Genomic DNA, 14465 nt, shown 5'->3' with positions numbered 1-14465 from the left:
TGAGGTTAAGCTTTAAGACATGACTGCCAAAAGCACTTCCTCCAGCCGCGGAGGGGCCGGACCTAAACGTCCCCCCTCACGTTCTGGTGACAGATCATCTCGCAGAGCACCAGAAAGACGAGTGAGCACAACGGCATTTGCCGCCTCGGGCAATTACGCTCGTTCGGCCAGACGTGCGGCTGAATCATCCGAGGAACGCACAGGCTCCGCCCTGAAGGCGGTGGGTGGGGGACTGGGCACCCTCTTTTCAGCAGCAGCCCACGGCGTGGGTACTCTGACACGATCCGTAGCTGGTCAAGAAGACGACCTCTATCCTCTGGACGAAGACCACCCCAACGAGAACCAGGAATTCGAAGAAGATACACGTGATGCTGAGAAGGAATCTCACCGAGACAGCTTCGGACTCGTCCTTATTGGTTTAGTCATCGTTCTCGGGGCTTCTGAATGGTTAAGCATCGCAGGTCCCATTGGGCAGTGGATTTCCACGGTGGCACACCTTCTCGTTGGTGCTGGCGCGTATATCCTCCCGATTATTCTTCTCGTTGTTGCCGTATTAGTCATGCTTGAGAAGCAGCCCAGCCTTAATATGAAGGGTTCCATGGTGCTTGGCGGTGGCTTGATAGTGCTATCAATGTTGGGACTATGCCATATTTTCGCCGGTCTTCCTGACAAGTGGTCGCAGCGCCAGTTGGCCGGTGGCGCCTTGGGTGCTTATATCGGTGGGCCTTTGGCGCAGGGCTTTAGCGGCTTTATCGCCGTGCCCCTGCTATTTATCATCATCATCTACGGCGCGCTCAAGCTCACAGGTATCAGCATCAGAGAGTGCATCGACGCCGCAACAGAATTTGTCGAGCAGCGCCGCAATCAGAACGACGAACTCAACGGGGATGATGAGGACGAATATTCCGAGGCCGAGGAAGACACAACTATCGCTCGCCGAACTCGCCCAGCGCCCGCGGAGATCCGACCACCGTATCAACGTGTGCGCCGTATAGAAAATAATCCGCAGCCGCTCTTTGGGGGCGGCCCGATGGAGAACTACCCCGTCAATGAAGCATCGGAAACCGATGAATTCCCAGTGGTCCCGGAGCAAACAGTTATTCTGCCCCGGCCAACGGAAGAACGGACCGAGTCCGCGGCACCCGTGGTTGCTTCACAACCAATGGCAGAACCGACTGAGGCCGCAGCGCCCGCGTCTGATTCGCGACCAACTCTCATAGGTCCCGTGGATGAGCATACAGACCCCGCGTCGGTCGAAGAGGACGTGGAGCCCGCCTCAGCGCCACAGATTATTCACTCTGATTACGAAGTACCCTCAACCAAACTTCTAGTGAACGGGGCGCCGCCTAAGGGGCACTCGGCGGCTAACGACCGCATGATTGAGGCCATCAGTGCGGTCTTCGAGGAATTTAAGGTGGACGCCCATGTCGTGGGACTGAGCCGAGGGCCTACAGTGACTCGATATGAGGTCGAATTGGGCCCGGGCGTTAAGGTTTCGAAGATCACAAACCTGCAGTCTAATTTAGCCTATGCAGTGGCCACTGATAACGTACGGCTGCTCACCCCAATTCCTGGCAAATCTTTGGTAGGTATCGAAGTCCCCAATGCGGATAGGGAAGTAGTTCGCCTGGCTGATGTCCTCAACGCACCTGCCATCCATGGCGATCATGATCCGATGCTGGTGGGACTAGGCAAGGATATCGAGGGCGAATTTGTGGCACACTCGCTCCAGAAGATGCCCCATCTACTCGTGGCCGGTTCCACAGGTTCGGGTAAGTCTGCTTTTGTAAATTCACTTCTAGTATCGCTGCTGACCAGGGCGCGGCCGGAAGAAGTCCGCCTGATTTTGGTGGATCCGAAGATGGTGGAGCTTACGCCCTATGAAGGTATTCCGCACTTAATCACCCCCATCATTACCCAGCCAAAGAAAGCCGCTGCTGCACTGCAATGGTTGGTCGAAGAAATGGAACAGCGATATATGGATATGAAATCCACTCGCGTGCGTCATATCAAGGACTTCAACCGTAAAGTAGAAAATGGCGAAATTCAGACTCCACTGGGTTCACAGCGTGAATATAAACCGTATCCCTATATCGTGTGCATCGTCGATGAGCTAGCCGATCTCATGATGACCGCGCCGAAGGAAATCGAAGAGTCCATCGTGCGCATTACCCAAAAGGCGCGTGCCGCAGGTATTCACCTCGTCCTTGCTACGCAGCGACCCTCCGTAGATGTGGTGACTGGGCTCATCAAGACAAATGTGCCGTCCCGCCTGGCTTTTGCTACCTCATCCCTGACCGATTCTCGTGTGATTTTAGATCAGGCAGGCGCTGAAAAACTCATCGGCATGGGCGACGGTCTGTTCATCCCACAAGGCGGCCGGGCGAAACGAATTCAAGGTGCGTATGTAACCGATGAAGAAGTACAAGCAGTAGTCGACGCCGCTAAATCCCAAGGTGAGCCAGAATATACTGAGGGCGTAACCGAGGACAAAGCCGCCGAGGCGAAGAAGAATATAGACGAAGATATCGGAGGCGATCTGGATGATCTGCTGCAAGCAGTGGAGCTAGTAGTAACCTCTCAGCTGGGATCCACCTCGATGCTGCAGCGCAAGATGCGCATCGGTTTTGCCAAGGCAGGCCGGCTGATGGATCTTATGGAATCGCGCGATATCGTCGGCCCTTCGGAAGGATCGAAAGCTCGGGAAGTTATTGCCAAACCAGAGGAATTAGAATCAATCTTGTGGCTGCTAAAAGGAGCAGATCCCGAGCAAGCGCCGCGTGAGGAAGACGACACAAATATTGAGACCTACAACCCCACAGGCAACGCCTTCTAGGGCGCGGATCCTAGGCCGCTGCATGGCTGTGCTAGCATCGTAGATCGTTGGAGGGGAGTACCCCGGTGACAACGTGAATCGTCAGCACGTGATTTATAAAGCACGCTTTATAGGGATCCGGTTCCGTTGGGCTAGTACCTGGTGCTGGCTGGGAGAGACCTCTGGCTTATTCGGAAAAATATTGTCCTCGAATGAGACCGGAGGTCTTTTTAATGGAAGTCAATCTTCTAACATGGGTTATTACCTGTGCTGTAGTGAGCGGATTTTTTATCTTCGATTTCTACTCCCACGTTCGCACCCCCCACGAACCGACCCTCAAAGAAGCAGCGTGGTGGTCTGCCTTCTATGTTGCACTAGCTGTTGCCTTCGGAGGTTTTCTGTGGCTGACCTGGGGCGAACCGGGTAATCCCCACCAACACGGAATCGAATTCTTCACTGGTTATATCACCGAAAAAGCGCTGAGCGTTGATAACCTATTTGTTTTCGCGCTGATCTTGGGATCCTTTAAGGTACCACGCAAATACCAGCAGAAAGTCTTGCTCATCGGGATAGCCTTGGCACTCATTCTGAGACTGATTTTCATCCTGGCGGGCGCAGCCTTAATCAGCCTGTGGTCAGATGTCTTCTATATCTTCGGCATCTTCTTGCTGTATACCGCGATCAAGCTCATTGTGGATGAGGTTCGCGATGCTCCCGAGACTGCCCCTGACGATATGTGGGTCATTCGGATGTTACGAAAAGTCGTGCCTGTTACGAGTGGCTATGAAGGTGACCACCTCTTCGTGCACAAGAAGGGTAAATTCGCGGTCACTACTCTTTTCGTCGCGCTCTTAGCCATTGGATTGATCGATGTTATGTTTGCTCTCGATTCAATCCCTGCCATCTATGGAATTACTACTGAACCTTATATTGTCTTTACCACCAATGCGCTGGCTTTATTGGGCTTGCGTCAGATGTACTTCCTCCTCGACGGCCTCCTCGATCGCTTGGTTTATCTCTCCTACGGACTAGGGGCGGTCTTGTCCTTTATCGGCGTCAAGCTTATCTTGCACGCGCTACACGAGAATAGTGTGCCCTTTATCAACGGCGGTGAACCTGTCAGTGTTGTGGAAGTGGATACGCTGACATCCCTTTTCATCATCGTGGGAATTTTGGCGGTGGCAATTATCGCCTCGCTGATCAAATCGAAGAAAAACTCCCCAGCATAACTAACTAGTGAGAGAGGGCCTGACGGTGAACGTCGGGCCCTCTCTCACGTTCATATCTTCTCTATTCAAATATATTTAAGCACTACCAAAGATATTGAGCACCGGATTCCAGGTATGGAAGTGCCGTTTCTCCAGAGCACCTGAGGTGAAGAAGGGATCATGATCGAGAAGTTCTCGAGCTTGATTGAGATCGGCTCCATCTGCCAACTGGATGATAATAAGTGCACCGCCCTTCCCATCCGTATACGGGCCTGAGCCGATGAGAATTCCTTGTTCCTTGAGCTTGGCTAGAAAACTGCGATGCTGAGGACGGATCTCGGCAATGGTAGGACTAGTAGGGGAGTAGCTGTATTCAACTGCGAAAACTGTCATATTTAATAGTCTAGTCTCCAGCAATTTCGAGAGCTGAAAGAGGCTGCTAAAATCGGGAAATATGAATGCTCCCAGCCCCGATCAGCTCAAGCCAACTAACCTCAATATTCCCAATATTCTTACTAGCTTGAGGATTATTGTTGTTCCGCTCTTCGTCTGGCTGGTCCTCACCAGTGAGAGTACGCGGCCTGTATGGATGTGGGCCTCTTTTGTGGTTTTTGCGGCGCTGATGATCACCGATAAATTAGATGGCGATATCGCTCGCTCGCGTAACCTCATCACCGATTTTGGTAAGATCGCCGATCCCATAGCCGACAAGACATTAATGGCGGGCGCGTTTATTTCTCTTAATATTACAGGCGCTCTCCCTATCTGGGTCACCGTTATTATTCTCGTCAGGGAAGTTGGCATCACGGTGTGGCGGATGGTGGAGCTACGCAAGGGTCGCATCGTCCCTGCTTCGAAGGGTGGAAAATTCAAAACGGTTTTGCAGACAGTGGCGGTGGCGCTCTACTTGATTCCGCTACCAGACTATATGAGCTTCATTGTCGCATTATTTATGTATATAACTGTGGCAGTAACAGCGCTAACGGGTGTGCAGTATCTTATCGACGCCGCTGCGGTGAAGAAGGCTAGGGGGTGAACACCGACCTCGCTATCCGCGTTGTTGCACGTTTGCGCGCCAATTCGCAAACGTTGAGTGTGTGTGAATCACTGAGTGCGGGGCTGCTGGGAGCCACGATCACCGGCGTTGCCGGGGCAAGTCAGGTATTTCGCGGGGGCCTGATAACGTATGCCACTGATACTAAACACCAGTTGGCTCATGTCCCGCAGCATATTCTCGAGGATTTCGGGCCGGTGAGTCCGCATACCGCACGAGCTATGGCGCAGGGTGCTCGGAATGTAGTGGGAAGCGATTGGGCAGTGGCGCTCACCGGAGTGGCAGGCCCTGATGAGCAAGACGGTCACCCCGTAGGTGAAGTATGGGTGGGTTTAGCTACCCCAGAAGGTCAGGTATCCGCATATTCTGCGGCTCAGATTCTCGGTAGTGCTTCATATCTTTGCGGCGACCGCGACGCCATCCGGTATTTAGCTGTTAGGGCTGCCTTGAGGATTTTCCTGGAATCTAGTTCGGGAACTTCTGCGATAGCTAGAACGTTAGCTGAGTGATGATGAAATATACTGCAGTTATTGAAAAGCCCAAGCCAAAGGCTTCGGAGCCGCTGCTGCGGCAAGCTCTTGGTGCAGCACTACGTGCCTTTCGCGCCGAGCGAGGTGTCACGCTGCGAGAACTCGCAGAAATATCACGAGTATCGCCCGGGTACCTCTCAGAGCTTGAGCGTGGACGCAAAGAGGTGTCCTCAGAACTATTGGCTAGTGTCTGTCATGCGCTGGGAACCAGTGTTGCCGATGTTTTAATTGAGGCTGCTGGATCCATGGCGCTCAGTAACGCTGAGCCGGAGCTCGTTGGCGTCTAAAGGCTTTCTAGGTAGGAGAGCGTGCGATCGTCTAAGATGGACGTGCAGATCTTTATCACTAACACTCGTTCCTGAAAGGGGCTTAATTCCCGATGGCTAACCCGTTTACTAAAGGCTGGAAATATCTCATGGCTCTCTTCGATAGCAAAATCGAAGAGCATGCCGATCCGAAGGTTCAAATTCAGCAAGCTATTGAGGATGCCCAGCGCCAGCACCAGGAACTCTCGCAACAAGCTGCGGCAGTGATCGGGAATCAGCGTCAATTGGAAATGCAATTGAATCGGCGTCTTGCTGAAATTGAAAAACTTCAGGCTAATACGCGTCAGGCACTGCAGTTAGCAGATAAGTCTCGCGCTGCTGGCGACGATCAGAAGGCGCAGGAATACGAAAACGCTGCCGAGGCTTTTGCTGCCCAGCTCGTAACCGCAGAGCAATCTGTAGAGGATACTAAGCAGCTACATGATCAAGCTCTGCAGCAAGCAACGGCAGCGAAAAAAGCAGTGGAACGCAACTCCATGGCCCTGCAGCAGAGGGTAGCTGAGCGGACGAAGCTGCTTTCGCAATTAGAGCAAGCGAAGATGCAGGAGAAGGTGGCTGATTCCATCACCTCGATGAATTCGATTACCGCGCGTAATACCCCTAATTTGGATCAGGTGCGCGAGAAAATCGAGCGTCGTTATGCCAATGCGCTGGGGACCGCTGAGCTTGCCGAGAACTCGGTTGGTGGTCGCATGGTCGAAATCGAGCAGGCCGGAGTGCAGCTTGCTGGACATTCTCGTCTCGAGCAGATACGCGCAGAGATGGCTACTAGCGAGAAAAAGGCAATTAGCGGAGACGACCCCGTGACCCGCCGTCTTGATGAACTCCGCGACGAATCTTAGATAATAGTCTGCAGAAGAAAAGGTGTCCTTTCAAGGGCACCTTTTCTAGTCTCCAACTCCTCGTGCCCACAAAGCATCAGCAATACCGCGGGCACGGCGAATAGCCCGGATGATCACAGGGGTTCCAAAAGCTAAGACCGAGAAATCGGCGCCGCGTGCTTTGCGAGCATCGAGGACCTCATTGACGGTACTCAGCATCACCGGAATCAGACGTAAGGTCAGTGAGATGGCTAGCACAATGGCATCGACATTCATCCCATATCTAGCTAGTGGTCTGAGATAAAACTCTAGAGAATCCATGAGATCCTCGAGCCGAGTGGTGAGAGTAAAAAGCGTAGCGAGCACTAGTGCCGAAAAAATAACCAGCACCAATCTGGCCCCCTCGGCAATCCCAAGCTGCCACGCCTGAAAGAGACCGAGCATGATGAGCACAGGAAGGGCCGGCCATAGTTGGCCCCAAGCCACCTGAAGAGGGATTCTAGCGAGAGCATGAAGGGCCAGACCCGCCCCTACCAAAACCAGAGCTAGATAGACGCTATGCACCCAGATTGTTGTGGTCACAACGAAAATAAAAAGAAAGAGAAATTTCCAGATGGGAGCCAAGCGATGTATGACCGTGTCTCGGTCGATATAAACCCCGAGGGGAACAGAACGAATCATGCCGTCATCTCCTGCATGAGAGTCTCATAGCTCGCAATGACGTCCTCGGGTTTGCCGTCAGCATATATTCGATGATCATGAATGAGCAGCACGCGATCGAAATCGCGAATGAAATCTAGGTCGTGGGTAACCACGATCAGTTGCTGGGGGAGACGAACAAAAGTCTTCTTTATCTCGAGCCTATTGCGCATATCGAGCAAGGTTGTAGGCTCGTCGGCAATTATGATATCTGGTTCGACCATCATGACACTAGCTAAAGCGAGGAGCTGTTTTTGGCCGCCGGATAGTAGATGCGGCGAGTGATCGTGGTGGGAAGCCAGGCCAAATTGCTCGAGTATGTCCTTTACCCGTTTTTGACGGTCGCTTTTGGGAAGCTTGAGGCGGCGCAGAGAAAAAGCAAGATCCTCGGCAACAGTAGGCATCACAATCTGATTATCGGCATCCGAAAAGACAAAACCTACTTTTCTGCGAATCTCTTTGCCCTTTTTGGCTACATCGATCCCATCCACGGTGACAGTACCGGTCGAGGCTTCGCTGAGACCGTTGATCAGCCGGATTAGAGTGGATTTACCACCGCCATTTGCCCCTATGATACCGATGCGCGACTCAGTGAGCTCGGTGGAAATATCACTAAGCACGAGCCGATCATCGTAGTTGACGGTTACATTCTCGAATGCGATGACGCTCATGGGGATACTTTCGTTAAAAGCGCTGCACAGGGCTGTCCCCGTAGCAGCGCTAATGAATGCTTGTTTTATCGACGCTTGAGGTCTGGGAAAGCAGCATGAACTGCGAGGGCGATGAAGATGATGAACACAACCTTGGCAATATCAGGAAGAATGAACGGTCCTTGAGCCACTACCGCAGCAGTCAAATCCATGTTAGCGCGCAGCATTAACCCGACAACGCCGAAGAAATACTGCAGTAATAGGCCGGCGAAACCACCCAGAGTGATGAAGAGTGTGCTGCGTGCGCGGTCTGAATTGGGGGCACGATAGGCAATGAGACCTGCCACGAATGCAGCGCATACATAACCTACAAGATAGCCCACTGTGGGGCCAGCGAGGGCGGCGAAAAGAGTGCGTCCCCCCGCTAGGATTGGGAGGTTCAGTAGACCGATGCCCAAGAAAAGCAGAGCTACGCTAAGTCCGCGCTTCGGACCAAGAACGAGCCCAGCGAGAATTATGGCAGCGTTTTGCAATACAATAGGCACACCGGCTGTACCGATGGGGATGGCAACGAAGCCTAGAACAATGATCAGAGCTGTAAATACAGCAATATAGGCAAGATCTTGGACGCCTGCGCGTGAAGAGGACGAATTCATATTCATAACCATAGTATTTAACGCCGTTCAAGAAAAGCAGCCGCTCAATATATGGCTAAACTATCCCTATGCGATTGACGGAATTTCACCAATTGGTTAATGAAGAATTCGGCTCGGCTCATGGTGCCTGGCTGGTCGATAGTCATGTTATCGAAAAATTTGGCAAAACTGCTCGGCAGTTACTAGTCGAGGGTACCGAAGTGCGAGAAATCTGGTGGGGGCTTTGTCACGATTTCCGCATTCCAGAGGAACGCTGGCTCGGTCAAGATCTTTAGAGTTGACGGAGCGCTAAGATTTCTTTTCGAACATATGTTCCTGTAAACTAACGGTTCGAACCATCTCATTTATTATGATTACACACAGATCGTTAAGGAACTGCAACTAATACAGAGCAGTCTTATAGAAGATGAATGCGGAGCGTTCGTTATAGCACCCCGCCTAAGACTGCCGACAAGAAAGAAGAATGCCCTATGGCTCCGAAGAAAACCACTAAATCTAAAGCGCCAGCTGGAAGCGACCGGACTAAAGCTCTAGATGCAGCGCTCGCTCTTATTGAAAAGGAGATTGGCAAAGGTGCTGTGATGCGTCTGGGTGACGAGAAACGTCCACCTATTAGTGCGATTTCCTCTGGCAATACCGCAATCAATATCGCCCTTGGTATCGGTGGTTTTCCCCGCGGGCGCGTGGTAGAGATTTACGGTCCAGAATCTTCCGGTAAAACCACGGTAGCTCTGCACGCCATTGCAGAGGCGCAGAAGGCTGGCGGAATAGCGGCATTTATCGACGCTGAGCATGCTTTAGATCCTGAATATGCGCGTAAACTCGGTGTTGATACTGATGCGCTGTTAGTCTCGCAACCAGATCACGGTGAGCAGGCACTTGAGATTGCCGATATGCTAGTGCGCTCCGGTGCCATCGATATTATTGTCATCGATTCTGTCGCTGCTTTGACACCAAAAGCTGAAGTGGAGGGGGAGATGGGCGATTCTCACGTGGGACTGCAAGCCCGTTTGATGAGCCAGGCGCTGCGCAAAATGACTAGTGCTCTTTATAATTCAGGGACTACGGCGATTTTTATTAATCAGCTTCGAGAAAAAATTGGAGTGATGTTCGGTTCTCCCGAGACCACTACAGGTGGAAAAGCGCTCAAATTCTACGCTTCAGTACGCTGTGACGTGCGTCGTATCCAAACCCTGAAGGATGGCCAAGATGCCATTGGTAACCGGACTCGGTTGAAGGTGGTCAAGAATAAGGTTTCGCCTCCCTTTAAGGTTGCCGAATTCGACATCATGTACGGGGAGGGTATTTCTCGTGAATCTTCATTGATCGATCTGGGCGTTGATAACGGCATCATTAAAAAATCCGGTTCCTGGTTTACTTACGAGGGAGATCAGCTGGGACAGGGCAAGGAAAAAGTGCGGATTAATCTCCGCAATAGTCCAGAGTTGGCTGATGAGATCGAGCAAAAAATCCTACAAAAGCTTAAAGTGGGCGAGTATGCCGATACTGACGATGAACTCAGCGATGAGCCAGTAGATCTCGTGCCCAATGTTGATTTTGATGACGAGGACTAAAAAACTTCCACAATGACGTCGCACGCGCAAACACTCGCCGAACTGAAGAAAGCTCTTAACAATTACGCCGGAGATGGCAGCTCCCTATTCGACAAGGAAAAGGACAAACTTAAACAGCAAATCCGCAGGCGCGCCTTGTTGCTCCTCGATCAGCGGCCACGCTCCGAAGCGGAACTGCGATCGCGGTTGATGGATATGGAGTTCGCGGAAGCACTTATCGAGGAAGTCATTCACGATTTTCGCTCTTCGCGCCTTCTCGATGACGAGAGTTTCGCTTTTGAGTGGGTGCGACAGCGTCATGAGAAGAGGGGTAAGTCGAAACAGGCCCTAGACCACGAGCTTCGCGACAAAGGAATTGTTAAGGACCTCAGGCTAAAAGCACTCGCTCAAATCGACGAAAACGACGAGTATCGCGCCGCTCTAACTCTTGCTGAGAAAAAGGCTCGGAGTGTACATACAGCCCCCTCTGATTACCAGGATTACCAAAAATTTCTGCGTCGTATTGTCGGCGTATTAGCGCGGCGCGGGTACTCAGATTCTCTAAGCCTAAACATCGGACGATCAGTGCTGGATGAGCGAATCAGTGAACTAAGCTCAGCGCGTAAGTTATAAAAGCACTCTAAAATCGCCCAGGGTCGCGCAGATCCTTGTGGTTTGGATCGTGCCAATCAACTATAACGGAATCCTTGGTATCGATTCCAGGATCGGGTTGATAGGGGACCGTGGCGAAAATATTCCGCCGAGCGCGCCCGGCGCGCAATTGGCGTTCCACCCTTTCCGCGAACACGGTGAGGGTGTAGTTGATGAGAATCATAATGGCTGCCACCACGACAAGTGAGGCTAGATAATTTCGGTTGAAAGCCGATGATTGAATACCCTGTCTGACTACCTCTACGAAACCAATCTGATAACCTAGCGCCGAATCTTTAATAGCGATCACCGCCTGAGCGATCAACGCCGGCAACATAGCGGCAATGGCCTGAGGGAGCATAACTGACCTCATCGTTTGTCCATGACTGAGGCCGAGAGCCGCAGCCGCCTCGTACTGTCCCCTGGGTAAATTCTTCATACCAGAGCGCAAAATTTCGGCTATGACCGAACCGTTGTACAAGGTGAGGGCGATTACGACCGCTGTGAAAGCTAGGTAACGAGGAAACACGATATTGTATACCGCGAGAAGCTGATAAGCGAAGATAATCAGAAGCAGGACGGGAATTGCGCGAAAAAACTCCACGAAGGCAGCGCAACACACAGAGATGATTCGCCATTGCGATAATCTTCCGAGCCCAAGGAGCACTCCGATGGCGATAGCTAGGATGACCGATGCAAAAGCCGACTGCAGGGTACCCAGGAGACCAGGAAGAAGGTAGGTCGTCCACGTATTAGCTCGAAGAAAAGGGGTCCACTTATCGGCCTCGAGTTGTCCCTCTCTTCCCAGGATGGTGAAGATCCATCCAGCTATAGCGAGAGCCATAACCAAGGTAGCAAAGGTGTAGATGCGATTGAAGAGACGGCCGCGGGCGCCCGGAGTGTCGTAGAGAACTGTGGCACGAGTAGACATTATTTACTAACCGCCACTTTCTGCGAGACGCGGCCTACGATAAGCCCCATAGGGATCGTAAGAATCATGAAGCCAAGAGCAAAACATCCGGAAATGATCCACAGTTGGTTGGCATTCTTCTCAATAACCTCTTTCATCAAAAGAGATGCCTCAGCTACTCCTATAACCGAAGCTACGGTAGTGTTTTTGGTCAGGGCAATAAGGGTATTGCCGAGAGGGACAACAGCGGCTCTGAATGCTTGGGGGAATACTATAGCGATGAAGGTCTGCCGGAAATTAAGGCCCAAAGATCTCGCCGCTTCCGCCTGGCCGAAGTCCACGGTATTAATCCCAGCCCGCAAGCATTCTGCTACGAAAGCAGAGGTATAGATGGTGAATCCAATCACGGCGAGACGGAAGTTATTATCTACGAGATAAGATGTAGAGTCGCGCTGGGCTAATTGCAATCAGAGGGTTTGGTAGAGGCCGAAGGAACAGAACAGCACGACCAGGGTGAGCGGAGTATTTCTTATTGTATTGATATAGAGGGTGGCTAGCGTGCGCAGGATCCCAATCGGGGACACCCGCATAGATACCAGGATGGTCCCGATGGCCAGCGCCCCTAGTGCAGAAAGGATAGTCAGTTTAATGGTGATCCAAAAAGTCGGAAGGATAGCTGGCCCGAGTTGTGCCCATAGTGCATCCATATAGTTCCTTCTCAATAGTTACCTCTACAATAAAGAGGCAAAAACTGCCATCTTCGATGGAAAGCATCTCAAAAATCAGCTGGGCTGATTGAGTGATCTAACCAATAAAGGCAAGGTCTCCTGGGACGTCAGTGGAGACACCAGTGGCATTTTTACCGAGGTTTTTGGTGATGAGCGCTGCAAAATCACCGGAGTCGTACATTTCTTGTAGTGCCTTGTTAACAGCGTCAGTAGCCTCTCGATCATCCTTGGCCAGACCAATGCCATAATGTTCATCAGTGAAAGGCATATCGTCCTTAGTCATCTCGATCACTGTGAAGGCGCCTTCATCCTGAGCTGCGTAGCCATTGAGAATAGTGGCGTCGGTGGTCATGGCATCGACATTGCCCTGGCGCAGCGCCTCCACGCATGAAGAGTAGGTATCATATTCTTGAAGTTGCACGTCTGGAAGCGAGTCCTTGACCTTTCGGGCGGGGGTGGAGCCCGATACCGAACATAAAATCTTGCCAGCACCAAGATCTTCTAGCCTCGTGATTTGGTCATCATCTAAGCGCACGAGTAGTGCCTGATGAGTAAGCAGGTAGGGGCCACCAAAGTTGACAGCTTCAGTGCGCGATTTGTTGATCGAATAGGTGGCCGCGATGAGATCGACTTCGCCGTTTTGGATCAATGTTTCGCGTTGCGAAGAAGGACACTCGCGCCATGTTATTTCCGGCTCCTCCCAGCCGTTATCGGCAGCGATTCGGTTGACGATATGGGTGGCAACATCAACGTCAAGTCCGGTGAGTTCCCCCGAGGCTTCTTTGAGGCCGAGTCCAGGTTGATTGAATTTAGTTCCTACTGTGACTGATCCTGCTTCAATATGTGCGATTAGTCCTGCGCCAGACTCCTCGGTAGAACCGCAGCTGGTAAGGGTAGCTAATCCGGCAATTGCGAGGGTGGTCATAGAAGCAATAGAGGTGGAGTGAGAGTTTTTCATAAGTGGTTCTCCTAGAGATTTGTAAAGGGATTTAATTGGATAGGATTTTGCTGAGGAAATCTTGAGATCGCTCGTGCTGCGGATTATCGAAGAAGGACTGAGGATCGCTGTCTTCGATGATTTCACCGTCGGCCATGAAAAGAACTCGGTGCGCAGCCTTGCGTGCGAATCCCATTTCGTGAGTGACGCAGACCATAGTCATACCTTCGTGGGCAAGGTCTGTCATCACGTCGAGAACTTCGTTAACCATTTCAGGGTCTAAAGCAGAGGTCGGTTCGTCGAATAGCATCACCTTGGGTTGCATTGCCAGAGCACGGGCTATAGCAACTCGCTGCTGTTGGCCACCTGAGAGTTGAGCTGGATACTTTTTCGCTTGATTTCCAATTCCAACCCTGTCGAGCAAATCGAGGGCGAGGGCCTGAGCTGTGTTTTTAGGCATACCCCGCACCTTGATGGAGCCGAGCGTGACGTTGTCACGGATGGTCATATGAGGGAAAAGGTTGAATGATTGGAAAACCATGCCCACCTCGCTGCGAAGCCGCGCGAGATCTTTTCCTTCTTCAGGTAGACGCTCACCGTCAATATAGATGGTGCCTTGTTCGATGGTTTCTAGTCTGTTAATCGCGCGACACAGCGTGGACTTGCCCGAGCCCGATGGCCCAATGACGACGACCACTTGACCGCGCGGTATATCGAGGTTGATATTTTTCAGAGCGTGGAAGTCATCGAAATACTTGTTGACGCCATCGAGCCTGATAATAGGGAACCGATCGGAGGAGGGGCTCCCATGCCCGTATGTGTTTTGTGTCATAGTTCTAGCCTGGTGATGCTTATGTCACTGCAGTAAGGCGGGTGTGGGAAAAGTAGAAAAAGTGCTGCACGATCACGTGTGGCGGGGGTGAGGTA

General features: G+C 51.7%; 16 protein-coding genes and 1 pseudogene. 9 read left to right on the top strand and 8 right to left on the bottom strand.

All coding sequences use genetic code 11. From position 1 onward, the window contains the following. Window positions 1-19 precede the first annotated feature (19 nt). Window positions 20-2836 (top strand): FtsK/SpoIIIE family DNA translocase, encoded by a 2817-nt coding sequence (locus tag N7326_RS01415; protein ID WP_263088037.1) that lies wholly within the window; start codon window positions 20-22, stop codon window positions 2834-2836. A 212-nt stretch (window positions 2837-3048) separates the two neighbouring features. After that, window positions 3049-4044: a TerC family protein gene (locus N7326_RS01410; protein WP_259076412.1), complete on the top strand. Its 996-nt coding sequence runs from the start codon at window positions 3049-3051 to the stop codon at window positions 4042-4044. A 75-nt stretch (window positions 4045-4119) separates the two neighbouring features. On the opposite strand, the gene N7326_RS01405 is transcribed toward N7326_RS01410, so the two are convergent. Then, window positions 4120-4416 (bottom strand): YciI family protein, encoded by a 297-nt coding sequence (locus N7326_RS01405; protein WP_259076414.1) that lies wholly within the window; start codon window positions 4414-4416, stop codon window positions 4120-4122. Window positions 4417-4477: 61 nt separating this feature from the next. Between N7326_RS01405 and pgsA the strand changes: the two genes are divergently transcribed. The 4 genes from pgsA to N7326_RS01385 all read left to right on the top strand — a co-directional run bounded on the left by pgsA (window position 4478) and on the right by N7326_RS01385 (window position 6775). Then, window positions 4478-5059 (top strand): CDP-diacylglycerol--glycerol-3-phosphate 3-phosphatidyltransferase, encoded by a 582-nt coding sequence (gene pgsA, locus N7326_RS01400; protein ID WP_263088036.1) that lies wholly within the window; start codon window positions 4478-4480, stop codon window positions 5057-5059. After that, a complete protein-coding gene (locus tag N7326_RS01395; RefSeq protein WP_259157702.1) occupies window positions 5056-5586 on the top strand; it encodes a CinA family protein in 531 nt (176 codons plus the stop codon). Before pgsA ends, N7326_RS01395 begins: the two co-directional genes overlap by 4 nt. After that, on the top strand, window positions 5586-5894 hold the full coding sequence (locus tag N7326_RS01390; protein WP_259077089.1) for a helix-turn-helix domain-containing protein: 309 nt from the start codon (window positions 5586-5588) through the stop codon (window positions 5892-5894). Before N7326_RS01395 ends, N7326_RS01390 begins: the two co-directional genes overlap by 1 nt. Before the next feature lie 92 nt (window positions 5895-5986). After that, a complete protein-coding gene (locus N7326_RS01385) occupies window positions 5987-6775 on the top strand; it encodes a PspA/IM30 family protein (RefSeq protein WP_259076426.1) in 789 nt (262 codons plus the stop codon). A gap of 45 nt (window positions 6776-6820) precedes the next feature. Here the strand turns inward: N7326_RS01385 and N7326_RS01380 are convergent, their stop codons facing one another. From N7326_RS01380 to N7326_RS01370, 3 genes are all read right to left on the bottom strand, one after another. Continuing rightward, the gene (locus N7326_RS01380) at window positions 6821-7435 is read right to left on the bottom strand and encodes an energy-coupling factor transporter transmembrane component T family protein (protein WP_259076428.1); all 615 of its coding nucleotides are present in this window, start codon (window positions 7433-7435) and stop codon (window positions 6821-6823) included. Continuing rightward, window positions 7432-8124 carry an energy-coupling factor ABC transporter ATP-binding protein gene (locus N7326_RS01375; RefSeq protein ID WP_263088035.1) on the bottom strand — a complete coding sequence of 231 codons (693 nt, stop codon included), beginning with the start codon at window positions 8122-8124 and terminating at the stop codon, window positions 7432-7434. Before N7326_RS01375 ends, N7326_RS01380 begins: the two co-directional genes overlap by 4 nt. Before the next feature lie 65 nt (window positions 8125-8189). Further along, the gene (locus N7326_RS01370) at window positions 8190-8759 is read right to left on the bottom strand and encodes a biotin transporter BioY (protein ID WP_259077090.1); all 570 of its coding nucleotides are present in this window, start codon (window positions 8757-8759) and stop codon (window positions 8190-8192) included. A gap of 68 nt (window positions 8760-8827) precedes the next feature. Between N7326_RS01370 and N7326_RS01365 the strand changes: the two genes are divergently transcribed. The 3 genes from N7326_RS01365 to N7326_RS01355 all read left to right on the top strand — a co-directional run bounded on the left by N7326_RS01365 (window position 8828) and on the right by N7326_RS01355 (window position 10945). Further along, entirely contained in the window at window positions 8828-9034 is a 207-nt protein-coding gene (locus tag N7326_RS01365) for a DUF3046 domain-containing protein (RefSeq protein ID WP_263088033.1), read from the top strand. A 195-nt stretch (window positions 9035-9229) separates the two neighbouring features. After that, window positions 9230-10333 (top strand): recombinase RecA, encoded by a 1104-nt coding sequence (gene recA, locus N7326_RS01360; RefSeq protein WP_259076434.1) that lies wholly within the window; start codon window positions 9230-9232, stop codon window positions 10331-10333. A gap of 12 nt (window positions 10334-10345) precedes the next feature. Further along, the gene (locus N7326_RS01355; RefSeq protein ID WP_263088032.1) at window positions 10346-10945 is read left to right on the top strand and encodes a regulatory protein RecX; all 600 of its coding nucleotides are present in this window, start codon (window positions 10346-10348) and stop codon (window positions 10943-10945) included. Window positions 10946-10952: 7 nt separating this feature from the next. On the opposite strand, the gene N7326_RS01350 is transcribed toward N7326_RS01355, so the two are convergent. The 4 genes and pseudogenes from N7326_RS01350 to N7326_RS01335 form a co-directional block, all read right to left on the bottom strand. Then, window positions 10953-11894 carry an amino acid ABC transporter permease gene (locus tag N7326_RS01350; protein ID WP_263088031.1) on the bottom strand — a complete coding sequence of 314 codons (942 nt, stop codon included), beginning with the start codon at window positions 11892-11894 and terminating at the stop codon, window positions 10953-10955. After that, a pseudogene (locus tag N7326_RS01345) lies at window positions 11894-12580 on the bottom strand (amino acid ABC transporter permease). Before N7326_RS01345 ends, N7326_RS01350 begins: the two are co-directional and overlap by 1 nt. A gap of 97 nt (window positions 12581-12677) precedes the next feature. Further along, on the bottom strand, window positions 12678-13559 hold the full coding sequence (locus N7326_RS01340; protein ID WP_263088030.1) for a glutamate ABC transporter substrate-binding protein: 882 nt from the start codon (window positions 13557-13559) through the stop codon (window positions 12678-12680). Window positions 13560-13590: 31 nt separating this feature from the next. Beyond that, window positions 13591-14319, bottom strand: coding sequence for an amino acid ABC transporter ATP-binding protein (locus N7326_RS01335; protein ID WP_263088096.1), 729 nt, complete (start codon window positions 14317-14319; stop codon window positions 13591-13593). Window positions 14320-14465 lie beyond the last annotated feature (146 nt).

Source organism: Corynebacterium sp. ES2794-CONJ1, from assembly GCF_025660615.1.
In the GTDB taxonomy this organism is placed as follows: domain Bacteria; phylum Actinomycetota; class Actinomycetes; order Mycobacteriales; family Mycobacteriaceae; genus Corynebacterium.
This window is presented reverse-complemented; position numbering and strand designations above follow the sequence as displayed.

What these genes read in the sequence shown, in the direction of transcription:
- N7326_RS01415 (WP_263088037.1), top strand. Translation starts at nt 20, where the DNA reads ATGACTGCCAAAAGCACTTCCTCCAGCCGCGGAGGGGCCGGACCTAAA.
- N7326_RS01410 (WP_259076412.1), top strand. Translation starts at nt 3,049, where the DNA reads ATGGAAGTCAATCTTCTAACATGGGTTATTACCTGTGCTGTAGTGAGC.
- N7326_RS01405 (WP_259076414.1), bottom strand. Translation starts at nt 4,416, where the DNA reads ATGACAGTTTTCGCAGTTGAATACAGCTACTCCCCTACTAGTCCTACC.
- pgsA (WP_263088036.1), top strand. Translation starts at nt 4,478, where the DNA reads ATGAATGCTCCCAGCCCCGATCAGCTCAAGCCAACTAACCTCAATATT.
- N7326_RS01390 (WP_259077089.1), top strand. Translation starts at nt 5,586, where the DNA reads ATGATGAAATATACTGCAGTTATTGAAAAGCCCAAGCCAAAGGCTTCG.
- N7326_RS01385 (WP_259076426.1), top strand. Translation starts at nt 5,987, where the DNA reads ATGGCTAACCCGTTTACTAAAGGCTGGAAATATCTCATGGCTCTCTTC.
- N7326_RS01380 (WP_259076428.1), bottom strand. Translation starts at nt 7,435, where the DNA reads ATGATTCGTTCTGTTCCCCTCGGGGTTTATATCGACCGAGACACGGTC.
- N7326_RS01375 (WP_263088035.1), bottom strand. Translation starts at nt 8,124, where the DNA reads ATGAGCGTCATCGCATTCGAGAATGTAACCGTCAACTACGATGATCGG.
- N7326_RS01370 (WP_259077090.1), bottom strand. Translation starts at nt 8,759, where the DNA reads ATGAATTCGTCCTCTTCACGCGCAGGCGTCCAAGATCTTGCCTATATT.
- N7326_RS01365 (WP_263088033.1), top strand. Translation starts at nt 8,828, where the DNA reads ATGCGATTGACGGAATTTCACCAATTGGTTAATGAAGAATTCGGCTCG.
- recA (WP_259076434.1), top strand. Translation starts at nt 9,230, where the DNA reads ATGGCTCCGAAGAAAACCACTAAATCTAAAGCGCCAGCTGGAAGCGAC.
- N7326_RS01355 (WP_263088032.1), top strand. Translation starts at nt 10,346, where the DNA reads ATGACGTCGCACGCGCAAACACTCGCCGAACTGAAGAAAGCTCTTAAC.
- N7326_RS01350 (WP_263088031.1), bottom strand. Translation starts at nt 11,894, where the DNA reads ATGTCTACTCGTGCCACAGTTCTCTACGACACTCCGGGCGCCCGCGGC.
- N7326_RS01340 (WP_263088030.1), bottom strand. Translation starts at nt 13,559, where the DNA reads ATGAAAAACTCTCACTCCACCTCTATTGCTTCTATGACCACCCTCGCA.